This is a genomic window from Kineosporia babensis (assembly GCF_021129305.1).
In the GTDB taxonomy this organism is placed as follows: domain Bacteria; phylum Actinomycetota; class Actinomycetes; order Actinomycetales; family Kineosporiaceae; genus Kineosporia; species Kineosporia babensis.
The window spans coordinates 152,759-168,781 of sequence record NZ_JAJOMB010000007.1 but is presented as its reverse complement, the minus strand read 5'-3'; the positions used below and the strand labels follow the sequence as shown (position 1 = coordinate 168,781).

General features: G+C 70.0%; 15 protein-coding genes. 7 read left to right on the top strand and 8 right to left on the bottom strand.

All coding sequences use genetic code 11. From position 1 onward, the window contains the following. The first annotated feature begins 11 nt into the window (after nucleotides 1-11). Entirely contained in the window at nucleotides 12-824 is an 813-nt protein-coding gene (locus LR394_RS15235) for a TrmH family RNA methyltransferase (RefSeq protein WP_231442283.1), read from the top strand. A gap of 4 nt (nucleotides 825-828) precedes the next feature. On the opposite strand, the gene LR394_RS15230 is transcribed toward LR394_RS15235, so the two are convergent. Then, on the bottom strand, nucleotides 829-1,800 hold the full coding sequence (locus tag LR394_RS15230; RefSeq protein ID WP_231442282.1) for an EAL domain-containing protein: 972 nt from the start codon (nucleotides 1,798-1,800) through the stop codon (nucleotides 829-831). A gap of 274 nt (nucleotides 1,801-2,074) precedes the next feature. Further along, nucleotides 2,075-2,626: a MarR family winged helix-turn-helix transcriptional regulator gene (locus LR394_RS15225; RefSeq protein WP_231442281.1), complete on the bottom strand. Its 552-nt coding sequence runs from the start codon at nucleotides 2,624-2,626 to the stop codon at nucleotides 2,075-2,077. A gap of 102 nt (nucleotides 2,627-2,728) precedes the next feature. Between LR394_RS15225 and LR394_RS15220 the strand changes: the two genes are divergently transcribed. Continuing rightward, the gene (locus LR394_RS15220; protein WP_231442280.1) at nucleotides 2,729-4,192 is read left to right on the top strand and encodes a DUF6924 domain-containing protein; all 1,464 of its coding nucleotides are present in this window, start codon (nucleotides 2,729-2,731) and stop codon (nucleotides 4,190-4,192) included. A gap of 7 nt (nucleotides 4,193-4,199) precedes the next feature. On the opposite strand, the gene LR394_RS15215 is transcribed toward LR394_RS15220, so the two are convergent. The 4 genes from LR394_RS15215 to LR394_RS15200 form a co-directional block, all read right to left on the bottom strand. Continuing rightward, entirely contained in the window at nucleotides 4,200-5,138 is a 939-nt protein-coding gene (locus LR394_RS15215) for a ribose-phosphate diphosphokinase (protein WP_231442279.1), read from the bottom strand. Between the two features lie 11 nt (nucleotides 5,139-5,149). After that, nucleotides 5,150-6,511, bottom strand: coding sequence for an acyl-CoA synthetase (locus LR394_RS15210; protein WP_231442277.1), 1,362 nt, complete (start codon nucleotides 6,509-6,511; stop codon nucleotides 5,150-5,152). Nucleotides 6,512-6,530: 19 nt separating this feature from the next. Further along, on the bottom strand, nucleotides 6,531-6,935 hold the full coding sequence (locus LR394_RS15205) for a RidA family protein (RefSeq protein WP_231442274.1): 405 nt from the start codon (nucleotides 6,933-6,935) through the stop codon (nucleotides 6,531-6,533). Between the two features lie 200 nt (nucleotides 6,936-7,135). Continuing rightward, nucleotides 7,136-7,573, bottom strand: coding sequence for a DUF2470 domain-containing protein (locus tag LR394_RS15200; RefSeq protein ID WP_231442271.1), 438 nt, complete (start codon nucleotides 7,571-7,573; stop codon nucleotides 7,136-7,138). A 361-nt stretch (nucleotides 7,574-7,934) separates the two neighbouring features. Here LR394_RS15200 and rpsD point away from each other — a divergent pair, with 361 nt between their 5' ends. From rpsD to LR394_RS15180, 4 genes are all read left to right on the top strand, one after another. Then, complete coding sequence (gene rpsD, locus LR394_RS15195; RefSeq protein WP_231442269.1) at nucleotides 7,935-8,543, top strand: 30S ribosomal protein S4; 609 nt, start codon at nucleotides 7,935-7,937, stop codon at nucleotides 8,541-8,543. A gap of 185 nt (nucleotides 8,544-8,728) precedes the next feature. Next, on the top strand, nucleotides 8,729-9,403 hold the full coding sequence (locus LR394_RS15190; RefSeq protein ID WP_231442267.1) for a (2Fe-2S)-binding protein: 675 nt from the start codon (nucleotides 8,729-8,731) through the stop codon (nucleotides 9,401-9,403). Nucleotides 9,404-9,448: 45 nt separating this feature from the next. Beyond that, entirely contained in the window at nucleotides 9,449-10,276 is an 828-nt protein-coding gene (locus LR394_RS15185) for an SGNH/GDSL hydrolase family protein (RefSeq protein ID WP_231442265.1), read from the top strand. A 74-nt stretch (nucleotides 10,277-10,350) separates the two neighbouring features. Beyond that, nucleotides 10,351-11,940 (top strand): methyl-accepting chemotaxis protein, encoded by a 1,590-nt coding sequence (locus tag LR394_RS15180; RefSeq protein WP_231442263.1) that lies wholly within the window; start codon nucleotides 10,351-10,353, stop codon nucleotides 11,938-11,940. On the opposite strand, the gene LR394_RS15175 is transcribed toward LR394_RS15180, so the two are convergent. Beyond that, entirely contained in the window at nucleotides 11,903-12,592 is a 690-nt protein-coding gene (locus LR394_RS15175) for a TetR/AcrR family transcriptional regulator (protein ID WP_231442262.1), read from the bottom strand. The genes LR394_RS15180 and LR394_RS15175 overlap by 38 nt on opposite strands. Nucleotides 12,593-12,653: 61 nt before the next feature. Further along, nucleotides 12,654-14,240, bottom strand: coding sequence for a DHA2 family efflux MFS transporter permease subunit (locus LR394_RS15170; RefSeq protein WP_231442260.1), 1,587 nt, complete (start codon nucleotides 14,238-14,240; stop codon nucleotides 12,654-12,656). Between the two features lie 307 nt (nucleotides 14,241-14,547). Between LR394_RS15170 and LR394_RS15165 the strand changes: the two genes are divergently transcribed. After that, on the top strand, nucleotides 14,548-15,657 hold the full coding sequence (locus LR394_RS15165; protein WP_231442258.1) for a phospholipase D-like domain-containing protein: 1,110 nt from the start codon (nucleotides 14,548-14,550) through the stop codon (nucleotides 15,655-15,657). Nucleotides 15,658-16,023: the final 366 nt, after the last annotated feature.

The window sequence follows — 16,023 nt, the reverse complement described above, 5'->3', positions numbered from 1 at the left end:
AAAATCTCCCGGTGACCGTGATCCAGCTGGAAGACCCGCACGACGAACGCCTCAGCGACTACGTGGGCCTGACCGACGTCGTGCTGCGCACCCGCCTGGAGCCGGCCGGTGGCCTGTACATGGCCGAGAGCGAGAAGGTGATCCGCCGGGCGCTGCGGGCCGGGCACCGCCCGCGCTCGATGATGCTGGCCGAGAAGTGGCGCGACTCGCTGGACGACCTGGTCCAGGAGGTGCAGGCGGCCGGGGCCCCGGTGTTCACCGGCCCGATCGACCTGGTCGAGGCGATCACCGGGTTCAACGTGCACCGCGGGGCGATCGCCGCGATGCACCGGCCCGAGCTGCGGCCGGTGTCCGAGGTGCTGCAGGGCGCCCGCCGGATCGTGGTGCTGGAGAACATCACCGACCACACCAACGTGGGCGCGATCTTCCGCAGCGTGGCCGGCCTGGGCGCCGACGCCGTCCTGGTCACCCCGCGCTGCGCCGACCCGTTCTACCGGCGCAGCGTGCGGGTCTCGATGGGCACGGTGTTCCAGGTGCCGTGGACCCGGATCGACCCCTGGCCGGCCGGCATGGACGATCTGCAGAAGGCCGGATTCACCGTGGCCGCCCTGGCCCTCAGCCCCGACGCGATCAGCCTGGACGAGTTCGTCGCCGACGCCCCGGAAAAGGTCGCGCTGGTCCTGGGCGCCGAGGGCGACGGGCTGATGCCGGTCACCATCGAGCACGCGAACCGGGCCGTCACGATTCCGATGGCCGGGGGAGTGGACTCGCTGAATGTGGCGGCGGCCGCTGCCGTGGCCATGTGGTCGCTGCGGCTCAGCTGAAATCTCAGAGCAGGCGGGGGCCGGTCTCGTCTACCCCCGCGCCTTCGGCCGTCCGATAGCTGTCCAGGTCGATGTACCTCCCCCCGCCGATCTCGCCCAGGGGCTGGGTCGGGTCGAACTGCCGCGGAATCAGCCCCGGCTGAGTGTTCCAGACCCGAAGCCACTCACAGACTTCGGGCGAGGGGTTCGCGAAACCGGGCCGGGCCCGTCCGAAAAGCCATCCCGAGCCGAGCCGTACGCCCGACCCCCGCAGGACGCTCGCCTCGTCCAGGCTTTCCACGTCCTCGGCCAGCACCGCCGCGCCGAGCTCCTCGGCCAGGTCCACCACGTTCTCGATCAGCCGCCGCCGCACCGCGTACTGATGCACGTCCCGCACCAGTTCCGCGGGCACCCGGATCAGGTCCGGGACCAGGTGCTCCAGCGCGGTCAGATCGTCCAGCCCGGCCACCCCGGTCCCGGCCGCGACCAGCAACCCCCGGCCGCGCAGCTCGGAGATCACCTCGATCGCCGGGTGCTGCGGGGCCAGGTGCGGACTGATCAGGCTCAGCACCAGATCGCTGATCTCCCCGGCCCGCTCGAGCACGTCCAGCACGTCGGAATGGGTCAGCGCGTCGGCGTCCATCTCCACCGCGAGGAACTTCTCCACCGGCAGCGCGACCCGCATCTGCACCGCGGCCTGCAGGGCGAGCGCGCCCAGCTGTCCCGAGAGCCCGGCCTGGGCCGCGGCTTCGAAGTACGGCGCGGCCGAGCGGGCGGCCCAGTCGCCGACCCGGATGGTGGCCTGGTAGCCGAGACAGGTGCCGTCGGCCAAGGCCACCACCGGCCGGTGGATGCTGCGGATCGTCGCCGGCCGGGAGAGGGTCTGGGCGATCGGCTCGGCGATCTCGGGCTCTCGCGGCGCGATGACGGCAAGACCCGACGAGCCGGTGAAGTTCAGCGGGTCTTCCGGGGGGCGCCCTGGCAGGACAGTCGTCACGGCCGTCACGCTAGGGCGCGGCGGCCCCACAGTCCATTACTGCACGTCAACATTTGGTAACGGCCCGTCGATGTGGCGGTTCTGTCCGGGTCGCCTTCTTTGGAACCGGGGGACGTTCGGCGCCAGTTCGGTCAGACCGGTACCGGAAAGCGCGGCGGCACCGAAAAGCTACCAATGAGGGACGATCTCGCGGCCCGGGTTCTCGGGTGACCGACTGCCCAACTGGAGACGGGTGCGGTCGCCGGCCGCCGGCGTCCCCCGTTGGATTCTGGTTTCAGGCGACCTGGTCGGGCACGGTCTGATCGGATCTGGCCTGATCGGGCACCGCGGCATGTTCGCGCGCGGTGCACTCCTGGTCGATCTCGACCGAGGTCTCGCGCAGGCCGGACAGGATGGCCTCGTTGATCTCGCCGAGCTGGCGCACCTGCTCGGGGGTGAGCCGGTCGAACAGGTGGGTGCGCACGCTGCTCACGTGGGCCGGTGCGGCGTTGGACAGCGCCTCGAACCCGGCGTCGGTGAGCACCGCGAAGGCGCCCCGCCGGTCGGTCGGGCAGCTCTCGCGCTCCACCCAGCCGTTGCTGACCAGCCGGGCCACCGCGTGTGAGAGCCGGCTGCGCGAGGAGTCGCTGACGTCGGCCAGATCGCTCATCCGCAGCCGCCGGTCGGGCGACTCCGACAGCCGGACCAGGATCTCGTAGTACGACTGCGGGATGCCGGAGTCGCGCTGCAGCTCGCGGTCGAGCTGCGCACTCAGCAACCTGGTCACCGCCAGGTAGGAGCGCCAGGTGCGATGCTCGTCCTGGTCGAGCCACCGGGGTTCCGCCATGCTCGGCATCGTACCTTTCGGGGGATCTCTCCGCGCGGGAAGGTTGAACGCTCACCCACTTGGCCGCCTCTTCGGGTGGATTTCGCATAGAGTCTCGCGATCATGGTGACTTCATCCGACAGCAACCGTTTGGTCCTGCGTCGCGGCGAGTACTTGCACGAGGACGCGCTCCATTCGCCTTCCGGGCGGTTCAGTCTGCGCAACGGCCGCTCCGAGCCGGCCGTCATGGTCGACACCGTCTCCGGGGCCGGTCTGTGGACGGTGTGTCGAGACAACGTTTACGGCGCCACTTCGCTGGTCCTCGGTCTGGACGGCGATCTGGTGGTCTGGAATCACCACCGCGATCGGGGCTGGCGCAGCGGCACCGCCGGTCTGGACGTGGAGCACCTGCAGGTCACCGACGACGGCACGGCCGAGCTGATCGGCAGCGCCGGGCAGGTCGTCTGGAGCAGTGCCGGTCTGCTGCCCCCTTCGCAGGTGCCGGACGAGGTGACCGGCCGCGAGCCTGACTCCGACCAGGAGCGTCTGCAGAACCTGTTCGACTCGCTGGCCCCGGACCAGGGCTACACCGTGACGGTGGTTCTCGACGTGGAACCGGCCGAGGCGCTGTGCCGCTGGGGGCTGCCGGAGGCGGAACAGCGCCGCGCCACCTGGCCGGAACTTCGCGCACAAGGGCAGATCCCGGTCGCGGCCGTGTCGTTGGGAACCAGCACCCTCCTGGTCGCGGGCGCGGCCTGGCTGCCCGGCGATCCGCTCAGCCGGGGCACGACGGTGGTGCGCGAATCCCGGGTGCCGGGAACCGGCTGGACCACCGAATGGTCCCTGCACCGCGATGGCGAGACGGTCAGCCACCTGCGCGAGGGGCAGCCGAAGCGGCGCATCGGGATGTCCCACCCCGAAGTGCTGCAGGCGGCCCGTCTGGTGCGGGAGGAACCGTACCTTCAGGAGAACGCCGACTGGATCGCCACTTTCGCCGGCCTGGAGCTGCTCTGCCGGTTCGCCGGCGTCAACCCGGTTGCCTCCGACCTGAACGGCGTGTTGCTGGGCGGTCTGCTGCCCGCTTCCGTGGCGCAGCCGCCCGCGCCGCTGGTGCGAATCCCGCCGGCCGGCCGCCCGCCGATCACGGTCGAGGAGTTCCTTCTGGTCCGGACCGACTTCTCCGACGACCAGGCCTGGGCCGAGCTGCTCGAGGAAGTGACCAGCGCGGAGTTCGCCGAGGAGGCGAACATCCAGCCGGTCGACGATCCGGGCTGGGCCGGCGCCGGGGTGGACGAGGTGCTGGCCGCCGTCCCCGACTCCGAGCGGATCGCCGTGCTCTTCCTGGCCGACACCGAGGCGATGACCGGCGAGGCCCACCCGCTCCTGGCGCTCAATCCCGACCTGCCCGAGCCCGGCCCTGATTACGAGCCGGTGCGGGGGGAGACCCGCACCGTGCGGGTGGCGGCCGACAGCGCCTGGAGCATGTTCGCCAACCTCGACATCGCGAACCTGAGCTGGGAGGACTACCTGCCCGACCCCGACGAGGAGGACGACGAGGAGCCCTTCGTCTACAGCGAGCGCTTCTGAACAGCCCCTAGTGGAACAACGACGAGACCGACTCGCCGTTGTGGATCCGCCGGATCGCCTCGGCCAGCGCCGGGGCGATCGAGAGCACCTCCAGCTTGGGCACCCGCTTCTCCTTGCCGATCGGCACGGTGTTGGTGCACACCACCTCGAGCACGTCGGCCTGTTCCTGCAGCCGGTCCAGCGCGTTCGAGGAGAACAGCCCGTGCGTGCAGGCCACCCGGATGCTGCCCGCGCCGCGCTCGCGCAGCCGCTCCAGCAGTTCGAAGACGGTGCTGCCCTTGGCGATCTCGTCGTCCAGCACGATCACGTCGCGGCCCGAGACGTCGCCGATGATGTCGGTGATCACCACCTGGTCGTCGGAGAAGCGCTGCTTGGCCCCGGCCGCGACCGGCACCCCGAGGATCCGGGCGAAGGCGGTGGCGGCCTTGGCGTTGCCCAGGTCGGGGGAGACCACCACGGTGTTGGCCAGGTCCAGCGGCTGGAAGTGCGCGGCCAGCTCGCGCAGCGCGTGCAGGTGGTCCACCGGAACGCTGAAGAAGCCGTGCACCTGCGGCGAGTGCAGGGTCATGGTGAGCACCCGGCCCGCTCCGGCGGTGGTGAGCAGATCGGCCACCAGCCGGCCGCCGATCGAGATCCGCGGCGCGTCCTTCTTGTCCGAGCGAGCGTAGGCGTAGTGCGGCATGACCACGGTGGTGCGGGCGGCCGAGGCGCCCCGGGCCGCGTCCAGCAACAACAGCAACTCGACCAGGTTCTCCTGGACCGGCGGCACCAGCGGCTGGATCAGGTAGACGTCGCGTTCGCGGCAGTTGGCCTGCAGCTGCACTTCCAGGCAGTCGTTGGCGAAACGCGAGGTGCGCGAAGGCAGGAGCGGGACCGAGAGGTACTGGCAGATCTCCTCCGCCAGCTCGACATGGGCGCTACCGGAGAAGATCGCGATATCCCTCACGTGCGGTGACCCTACCGCAGCCGTTGCTTCACCACTTTGCCCATCGCATTGCGCGGCAGCTCGGCCACGAACACCACCTCGCGCGGGCGCTTGTGCACCGACAGCTGCTGCGCAACGTGCTCGACAACCTGCTCCTGGGTGAGGTTTTCACCCACCACGAAGGCCCGCACCCGTTCCCCGAGGTCCTCGTCCGGCACTCCGATCACGGCCACCTCACGCACCCCGTCCAGGCCGAGCAGGACGTCCTCGATCTCCCCGGCCCCGATCCGGTAACCACCGCTCTTGATCAGGTCGGTGGACGCCCGCCCGACGATCCGGTGCCAGCCGTCCGGGTGGATGGTGGCCACGTCGCCGGTGCGGAACCAGCCGTCGGCGGTGAACGCCTGCTGGTTCGCCTCCGGACGGTGCAGGTAGCCGGAGAAGACCGTGGGGCCGTGCACCTGCAGCTCGCCGACCGCCTCGCCGTCGTTCGGCAGGACCGTGCCGTCGTCGTCGGCCAGGCGGGTACCGGTACCGAGCACCGGCACGCCCACCTGCCCGGGGCGGCGCTCGCCGTCGGCCCGGCTGCTCACCGTGATCAGGGTCTCGGTCATGCCGTAGCGCTCCACCGGCTGGTGCCCGGTGAGCTGGGCGAGGCGCTCGAACACCGGCGCCGGCAGGGGAGCGCTGCCGGAGACCAGTAGCCGCGCCTTCTTCAGCGCCTCGGCCGACTGCGGGTCGGCGGCGATCCGGGACCAGACGGTAGGAACCCCGAAGTAGAGCGATCCCCCGGCGGCGGCGTAGGCAGCGGGCTTGGGGCGGACGGTGTGCACCAGGGGAGAGCCGTGGCGCAGCGGCCCGAGCATGCCCAGCACCAGACCGTGCACGTGGAAGATCGGCAGGCCGTGCACCAGCGTGTCGTCCGGCGTCCAGGCCCAGGCGTCGGCCAGGGCGTCCAGCCCGGCAGCGATCGCGGAGCGGGTGACCGGAACTCCCTTGGGCGCGCCGGTGGTGCCGCTGGTGTAAAGGATCAGCGCGGTGCCGGCGGGATCGGGCTCGGCGTAACTTCCCCGGCCCTGGGCCGTGAGATCGATCTCATCGGCCCGCAGAACGCGTTCGGCACCGGAGTCCTTGAGGATGTGGGAGCGCTCGGCCGCCCCGCTGTCCGGCGGCACCGGCACCACCGGCACCCCGGCCAGCAGGCAGCCGACGATCGCGGTGACGGTCCGGGCGTCGGCGGTGGCCTCGACCGCCACCGCCGGGGCGCCGTGCACCTGGTCGGCCACCGCAGTGGCCGCGGCCAGCAGCTCGGCCCGGCCGAGGCTCACCTCACCGAACCGCAGCGCGTGCGCTAGATCCTGCGACCCGGTCAGCGAGGTGAGCAGCTCAGCCATGCCGCTCAGTTCATCAAATTCAGCTGACCACGGCCAGGGCGTCGATCTCGACCAGCATGTCCGGGTGCGGCAGGCCCACCATCACGGTGGTCCGCGAGGGCAGCACCCCGGAGGCGCAACGGCTGGTCAGGTACTCCGCGTACGCCTCGTTCATCGCGCTGAAGTGGTCGCGGGTGGTCAGGTACACGCGCAGCATGATCACGTCGTCGAACGAGGCACCGCCGGCGCCGAGCACCGACTCCACGTTCTGCAGGACCCGCACGGTCTGGGCCTTCACGTCGCCGACCGAGACGAACTCGCCGGTCTGCGGATCGGTCGGGGCCTGGCCGGAGACCTGCACGGTGTTACCCACGCGCACGCCTACCGAGAAGGGGAGGGAAGGAGCAGCAGCGTCGGCCGGGGTCAGGGCGGAGCGCTCGGTCATGGAGGGGAATCCTTCGCAAAAGGTGCGGACAGCACGACAGCGGCGGGCGCCCAGCATCGCAGACGCCCGCCCTTGCCGAATCACGTGCAGGCTGTGAATCTTCCGGCCGGTCGCCCGGCCGGGCCCGAACGGTCACGCAGCGCCGCAGGCTCGCACGCAGACAGTCAGTTCCTTCGTTGCGGGAGCAGCGGGCAACGCCGTCAGTGCGGGGCGCAGGGCCGCCGCCGGCTGCCCTCGGCCAGCAGATGCCGCAGTTCAGCGGCCGCTTCGGTGCCGGAGTCGACCCGCCTGCGAAACGCCAGGCGCACGTCGCGGTGCTCGCGCAACGTCTCCACCCGCAGCACGATCCCGTAACGGTCCAGGGCGACCGGCAGCACCCGGACCACGCCGAGCATGGTCTCCTGGTCGCACAGCCGGGAGAGCGTGACGATCGCGTCCGGGTGGTGCGCCACCAGATGCTGCAGCTGCTCGGCAGCGCCCAGGTGCAGCGGGTCCGGCTCGCTGCGCCGGTAGTCCTCCACCGTGACCCAGTCGTTGCGGCCGTCCTCCTCGTGCATCACCTCGGCCACGTCGATCCGCAGCCCGACCGAGCCGGTCGAGGCGCTCCGGCCTGGCCTGATCGGGTGGGCCAGGGACATCCAGCCACCCAGGCAGACCCTTGACCGGACCCGGTCGCGCACACTGACCGCGCAGAGTTCGGTAAGCTCTACGGTGACTGGAACATCTTCTTCGGAAGTCCCTCGGGCTGCTAACGCTGCCCGAGCTAACGTGCTGCTCGTTTCAAGCGTTAGGATCACGTCGCCCAACGGGTCGTCGTGATGACACCCGAGAAGGTCTACGCGACCGCCGTCCCACCGGACCGATACCGAGGCGGCCGCGGCGAGAACAGTTCGAGCTCTTTCCGCCCGTGACGGGTGGGTGGGGGTGTGCGTGCGGGTGTCCACTTGCGCCTCCAGCAACATAGGTAAGCCTTACCTAATCTACCGTGGAGATCAGTCAGTGAATAACCCCCGTCCCAAGGCGAAGTTGTCTCGCGCCCTCGGCATCCCGCTCACCCCGAAGTGCGTGAAGTACTTCGAGCAGCGTCCCTACCCGCCGGGCGACCACGGCCGGGCCCGCAAGTCCACCTCGGACTACAAGGTCCGTCTGCTGGAGAAGCAGCGTCTGCGCTTCCAGTACAACATCAGCGAGACCCAGCTGGCCCGGGCCTTCGAGAAGGCTCACCGCGGCTCGGCCAAGACCGGTGAGGCGCTGGTCACCTCGCTGGAGACCCGGCTCGACGCCCTGGTCCTGCGCTCCGGCTTCGCCCGGACCATCTACCAGGCCCGCCAGGCCGTGACGCACCGTCACATCACCGTCAACGGCATCCTCGTCGACAAGCCGTCGTACCAGGTCAAGCCGGAAGACATCATCGCCGTCGCGCCGCGCAGCCGGAACAAGACGCCGTTCCAGGTGGCCGCCGCCGGTGCGCACCAGCTCGCCACCACGCCGCCGTACCTCGAGGTGCTGCTCCCGCAGCTGCACGCCCGTCTGGTTCGCCAGCCGGCTCGCGAAGAGGTTCCGGTGACCTGCAACGAGCAGCTCGTCGTCGAGTACTACTCGCGCTGATCCACCCGCAGGACCAGTAGTTCCAGCACCACCAGCACCACCTCTGACTGTTCACCTCCACGGGTGACGTACGCGGTGCAGGGCCCGGAAGTTTGGGTTCCTGCACCGCTACGGTCGTTGGCCTGCAGGCTGAGACCTTCGTCACCCGGGAGGGGACATCAGTTCTTCGATGGGGGAGTTCAGGCATGTCTGTGGGTGGGCTGCCTGAACCCATCGCCCTGCTGCCCGGCAGCCTGCTGCTCGACGAGGACTGGCTGTCCGGCCAGGTGCGGGACACCGGCACCTTCTACGGCTGCGCCGAGCCCCGGCTCAACGCCACGCTCTGGTGGTACTCGGCCAGTGCCGTGCTGCTCGGCCCGGCGGTCCATGAGCTCGCCCTGCTCGGCAGCGCTACTTCGGTCCGGGCAGCGGACGTCCGGCTCGCCCCGCGGCGCGCAGGTCTCGAACGCGTCGTCCCCGGCCCCTCGCTGGCGCCCGGTGGCCTGGCCTTCGGGGCGCATCTCGATCTCGCGGTAAACCCGATGGTGGACGTCCTTGCGCGGGTCGGCGGGGCCACGCCCCAGTCGTTGTGGGCCATCACCGCAGACTCCCTGGCCACCCGCCTGCTGGCCTCCGTGCGCTTCGGTCCTCCGGACGCGCTGGCCGAGGAGATCGCCGCGGGCTCGGAGTATCTGCGCCCCGCACCCCGATTCGTCCGGGTGCAAGGCAAGCCGTTCGCCGCACCCAGCACCTACGTGCACCGGGTCTCGTGCTGTCTGCTCTACCGCGTCCCCATGGGTAAATGCCTGAGCTGTCCGCGGCAGACCCCGGAGGAACGCACCGAGCGTCTAGAAGCGCACGCCCGCAGCACTGTGACCTGACTTGACCGACCAACCCCGCCCGTTCGTCCTTTGCTGGAGCTCCTGATGGCCATGGATGCCGCCCCTTCCACCCTGGACAGCTACGTCGCCCTGGGCGACTCCTTCACCGAGGGTCTGCACGACGACCTGGGACCGGACGGCCGGCACCGCGGCTGGGCCGACCGCCTGGCCGAAGGGCTCGCCACCGCCAACGGCCGGGTCCGCTACGCCAACCTGGCCATCCGCGGCCGGCTGCTCGATCAGGTGGTGGCCGAACAGGTTCCCCTCGCGCTGAGTCTCAAACCCGCACTGGTCTCGTTCCACGCCGGTGCCAACGACATCCTGCGCCCCGGCGTCGAAGTGTCGCGTCTGCTGGCCACTTTCGAGGAGACCGTGGTCCGGCTGCGGGAGAACGGCAGCCAGGTCCTGCTCTTCTCCACCGGTGGTCCGCCGCGCGACGTCAACCGGCCTGCGCGCAGCACCGGTCGGCTGGTGAGCCGGTTCAGCGCGTTCAGCACCTGTATCCGGCGGGTGGCCGATCAGCACGGCTGCGCGCTGGCCGACACCGGGGCCTACCCGTCGCTGCTCGACCGCCGGCTCTGGCACGAGGACCGCCTGCACCTGACTCCCGAAGGCCATGCCCGAGTGGCCGCCGCCGCGCTGGAGGCACTCGGTCTGGACGATCCCTCGCTGCTGGCCGGGAACCCGGGCTGGTGGCAGGAGGCGCTTCCGGCCAAGATCTCCCACGGCCGGGTCAGCGAACTGGCCGGTGACCTGCGGTGGGCCCGCACTTTTCTGCTGCCGTGGGTTGGCCGGCGCCTGCGGGGGGTCTCCAGCGGCGATGCGTTGCTGCCCAAGCGTCCCGACCTGGTGGAAATCGTGGCCCAGCGGTAGCTCTTCAGTGGCGGTCCCGGGCGCCGATGTTGAACTGTCCTCCGCCTCGGTCCGTGCTGGGAGTTGCTGCTTCGATGTCTGGTGTCCCGGCCGTTTCGGCGGTTTCGACTTGGCCGATCCGGGTGGTCTTCCGGGTGCTGGTGGCGGCCACCGTGGTGGCCTTGCTGGCGATCGCGGTGGTGGTCACCGTCGCGTTCCGGAACCAGGCAGCAGCCCGGGAGCAGTACGAGCAGACCGTCCGGGCCGAGCTGTCGGTGCTGGAGATGAAGAATCTCGGAACCAGCATCGTGCTCGACAACACAATCATCACCTACGCGCCGCTGGCCGCCGAGCAGTACCGCGAGCAGCTCGATGCGGATCTGGCCGCACTGCAGCGGGAGGCCGACGGCGTCCAGAGCCTCGAGATCCCCGCTGCGCTGAAGCAGCAGATTGCCGGGATCGGCACGGCCTACGCGGATCTCGGCGACTTCCTGGTCAATCTGCCGGTCTCTTCGACCCAGGCCCAGCAGGACAGTGCCAACGCCTCCTTCACCGAGAAGTCCAGGATCATCACCGATGCGGTCGGCAGCGCGCTGAAGAGCGTCGAGGACCGCGTGGCGCAGCTGCGCACCGACACGGACCGCGCCGGTAACGTCTCCAGCCTGGTCACGGCGGCGCTCTGCCTGTTCACCATGCTGCTGATCGGCGGCAGCCTGCTGGTCTACGGCCGGCGGATCGGCTCCACCGTGCTCGAACTGCAGAGCGCGGTGGACGAGGTCTCGGCCGGCGACCTGACCCGCCCGGTGCCGGTCCGCGGCCGCGACGAACTGGCGCACATGGCGCAGGCTTTGGAGCAGATGCGGCTGAAGCTGGTGCAGATGTTCCGGCAGCTGTCCGAGTCCAGCAACCGGCTGGGCGACTCGGCCGGCACCCTGAGCGGGATCCTGGCCGAGGTCGGCGCCACGTCCGGGCGCACCTCCGAGCAGATGGGCTCGGTCTCGGCCACCGCCAACCAGGTCTCGGCCAACATCCAGGCGGTGGCCGCCGGCTCGGAGCAGATGGGTGCCTCGATCGGCGAGATCGCCCGCAGTGCCGGGGAAGCCGCCCGCGAGGCGACCGCGGCGGTGAACGCGGTGGAGTCGACCACCGGCACGATGAACAAGCTCGGCGAGTCGTCCCGGGAGATCGGCGACGTGATCAAGCTGATCACCTCGATCGCCGAGCAGACCAACCTGCTGGCGCTGAACGCCACCATCGAGGCGGCCCGGGCCGGCGACGCGGGCAAGGGCTTCGCGGTGGTCGCCGACGAGGTCAAGCAGCTGGCCCAGGAGACCGCCCGGGCCACCGAGGACATCTCCTCGCGGGTGGAGACGATTCAGGCCGACGCGGTCCAGGCCGGGGAGTCGATCGGCTCGGTGGCCACCGTGATCAACCGGATCAACGAGTACCAGGCCACCATCGCCTCGGCGGTGGAGGAGCAGAGCGCCACCACCCAGGCGATCAACTCCGGGGTGAACGAGGCGGCGAACGGCTCGACCCAGATCGCCGGCTCGATCTCCACCGCCGCCCAGGACGCCGCCGACACCGCTCAGTCGATGCAGCAGGGCACCGGCAGCGCCGCCGAGATCGTGGCGCTGCGGCGCGAACTCAACAGCCTGATCGGGAGCTTTCGGCTGCCCAGCTGACGTTGGCGGCGCCCGGGGCGCAGACGTTCAGCATCTCCTGGGTGGTCAGCGGCTCACCGGGCAGCGGCAGGTCCTCGTGCCCCGGCCGCAGCCCGGCCAGCACCAGAGCCAGCTGCCGGCGCCACTGGTCGGGGGCCGAGAACTTGCCCACCCCGTGCAGCATGAACATGGTGATCGACAGGTCGTTGATCGAGAGGTCGGGGCGCACGCTGCCCTCGGCCTTGGCCCGCTCCAGCAGCCGCTCGACCGCCGGCTGCAGCCGCCGCATCTTGCCGACCACGTGCACCTGGACCGACTCGGCCACCGAGACGTCGCCGTACAGCAGCTCTTTCAGCCCCCGGTCGGCCAGCTGCATCTCGACCGAGCGGGTGATCAGGGTGACCAGGCCGCCCCAGGCGTCCGGGCTGCTCTCGGCCTGCTCGCTCATCTCGACCAGGGCCTCGACCCGGCTCACGAACAGCGCCTCGATCAGCGAGCTCTTGTCCGGGAAGCGGCGGTACACGGTGCCGGTCCCGACGCCGGCCCGACGAGCGATCTCGTCCAGGCCGACGTCGAGGCCACGTTCGGCGAACACCTCGGCCGCCGCCGCCAGGATCCGCCGCCGATTGCGCTCGGCATCGGCCCGCAGCGGGCGTACCTGCTCCAGCGTCATTGCCGGGCCTCCCGGGGCGATCGTGACGAATTCCGTACGGGACCATCATGCCCCGGCCGGCTCAGCCCATCATCATGTGGGCCTGCATCTCGGCGGACTCCTCCTCGGACAGCTGCGGCTTGCGCTTGGGCAGCAGCACCACGGCGACCACGAAGGCCACCGCGACCATGCCGGCTGCCCACCAGAAGGTGTGCCCGAAGGCCTCGGCCATCAGCGCGAACATCTGCTGGAGCACGTTCGGGTCGGCGGTGGGCGCACCCGAGGCGGAGGCACTCTCCGGGCTCATCGAGCCGGCTCCGGGGATCCGCTCGTTCATCGCCGCGGTCAGGATCACCACCATCACCGCGGTTCCGATCGAGGAACCGGTCTGCTGGATGATGTTCAGCGTGCTGCTGGCCTTGGCCACCGCGTTGCGGCGCAGGGTCTGCATCGCGCCGGTCATCAGCGGCATCATCGAGAAGCCCATCCCGATCCCCTGCAGGAACAGGTAGCCGGACAGCTCCCAGTACGAGGTGGTGGAGCTGATCTGGGTGAGGCCGGCGAACGAGAGGGCCACGCACAGCAGACCCACCGGGGCGACCCGGCCGACGCCGGTGCGGTCGACCAGGATTCCGGCGATCGGCATCGCGATCATCGCGCCCAGACCCTGCGGGGCCAGCAGCAGACCGGTGTCGAAGGCGCCCTCACCGCGCACCTCCTGGAGGTACTGCGGCAGCAGCAGCATCCCGCCGAACACTGAGATGATCATCAGCAGCATGGTCACCGAGGAGGCGGCGAACACCTTGTTGGTGAACAGCCGCAGGTCGATCAGCGCGTCGTCGCCCAGTCGCAGCGCGTGCCGGACGAAGGTGGCCAGCAGCAGGGCACCGACCACGGCCGGGACCAGCACGATGGCGTGCCCGAAGCCGCCCTCCTTGGCGGACTCGGCCAGGCCGTAGATGACCAGGGCCAGACCGGGGGAGAGCAGGGCCAGGCCGAGCCAGTCCAGCCGGTGGCCCGGGACGGGCACGTCCTTCGGCAGGATCCGGGCGCACATGATCAGCGCCAGCGCGCCGATCGGGGCGTTGATGAAGAAGATCCAGCGCCAGCTGAAGTGCTCGACCAGCCAGCCGCCGAGGATCGGGCCGAGGACCGGGCCGAGCAGCATCGGCACACCCATCACGGCCATCACCCGGCCCAGCCGCTGCGGGCCGGCCGCCTTGGTCAGGATGGTCATACCGGCCGGCATCACCATGCCGCCGCCCAGACCCTGAAGGACCCGGAAGAAGATCAGCGAGGTGTCGTTCCAGGCGAAGCCGGACAGCACCGAGCCGACCACGAACAGGAAGATCGAGGTCATGTAGAGCCGCTTGGTGCCGAACCGCTCGGCGCCCCAGCCGGTCAGCGGGATCACCGTGGCCAGCGCCAGGGTGTAGCCGGTGGCCACCCACTGGATCGTCGCCAGGTCCGAGTCGAAGTCGGTGACCAGCTGGGGCAACGCCACGTTCACGACCGTGACATCGAGGATCGACATGATCGCGCCGAGCACGACGCAGGCGGCGATCAGCAGCAGGCCCCGGTCCAGGTCCTGCGGGGCGGTGGCTGCGGCGGCCTTGGCCTCCGGACTGCCGGGTTCGGGCGTGCGTGGTTCTGGTTGGTTCGATGACATGAAGGTCCCCGGGGAAAAGTGGAGAAGGATTTCCGGAACACAGTAGCGAAGCGGAGAGATGGTTTCCATTTAGTTTTCCGCAGGGTGCAGCTGTGTCGCGCCGGTTCACCTGGTCGTCATCCCTTGGCTGCCCTTAAGGGCGATCCAGCGTGCCGGGCCGGTTCTTGTGGGCTTCTTGAGCAATCGCTGCGCCGTTCGGCGTTGCTACCGGCCGGTGCGCGCCCGGGGCCGTATCGATCGGGTGTCTGATGGCTCTGATATCTCGGACAGAAGGCTGCTCGGAGGCCGGGGGAGGCTGAGATCGGGCATGGGGATCAAGGTCGGCGGTATCGAACTGTTCATGGGGCCATCGGCCCTCGGGGGCCCGGACGACCTGGACGCGGTGATCCGTGACTTCGTCGGCGGGGCCAAACGCAGCCTGTCGATCGCCGTGCAGGAACTGGACTCGCGGCCGGTGGCCGAGGCGATCCTGGCCGCCCGGGCGGCCAAGCTGCAGGTCCGGGTGATCCTGGAGGGCGACTACCTGATCGAGGCCCGGCCCGCGGCCGATCCGTGGGCCCTGGCCGGCGACAACGAGGTCAACCGGGTCATCCACGCCGCACTGCTACGGGCCGGGGTGGACGTGGTCACCGACCTGAACCCGGCGATCTTCCACCAGAAGTTCATCGTCCGGGACCCGGGCGAGCCCAGCGCCGCGGTGCTCACCGGCTCGGCCAACTTCACCCGTACCGACACCGGCACCAACCGGCCCGGGCAGGAGGACTCGCCCGGCGTCACCGGCAACAACCTCAACCACGTGGCGATCGTCTACGGCCGGACCGCGGCCCGGACGTATCTGGCCGAGTTCGAGCGGATGCGGGCCGGCACGTTCGGCGCGCTGCGCGAGCGGGTGGAACCCCGGCCGGTCGAGTTCCGGCTCGGAAAGGTGCGGGTCAAGCCGGTTTTCGCGCCCCGCCAGGGGCCCGAGATGGAGATCATGAAGCAGATGCTCAAGGCCGCCACCAGCATCGACTTCGCGATGTTCACCTTCGCCCGCTCCTCCGGCATCGACGACACGATGATCCGGCTGACCCCGGCCCTGGAGCGGGTGCGCGGGGTGCTCGACCGCGGGCAGGGGGTGCAGCGCTGGGCCGCCACCCAGCCGCTGCAGGCGGCCGGGGTGCAGCTGTTCCAGAACCGGCCGGGCACCGGGGTGCGCAAGCTGCACCACAAGCTGATGGTGATCGACGCGCGACTGGTGGTGATCGGCAGCTTCAACTACACCGGCCCGGCCACCACCCTGAACGACGAGAACATCATCGTGATCGGCGATCTGGAGGAGACCGATCCGGTCAGCGAGGCGGCCCAGCAGCAGATCGCGGGCTACGCGCTGGCCGAGATCGAACGGATCGTCACGGACCTGGCCGAGCCGGTCTGAGCCCGGTGCCGCGCAGCGCCGGTTCCGGGCCGCCGATGCCCGTTGTCACCCGGTCCGGCCCGAACCCGCCCGATGTCGGTGGTTTTTCCGGATCATCACAATCGTGTGACAGCGGGCCCACAGCCGGGGCATATGGGCTTAAGTAAGGGCAACCTTACTGGCCATAAGTCCCTCAAATGGCTAACGTGCACCGAAATCCGCCGGTAGCCGGAAGTTTTGCGCCACACCGGGCGGATGCTTCATCCCGGGACCGGCGGCTCTGCCCTCCCGGGACCCAGTTCCGCCGGTACCCAGCTCCGCCGCAGCGCCCGTTCGCCCGCACCTCCTGCTCAGCTGCACCGCCCCGTTCACCAGCTCGTTCCGCCC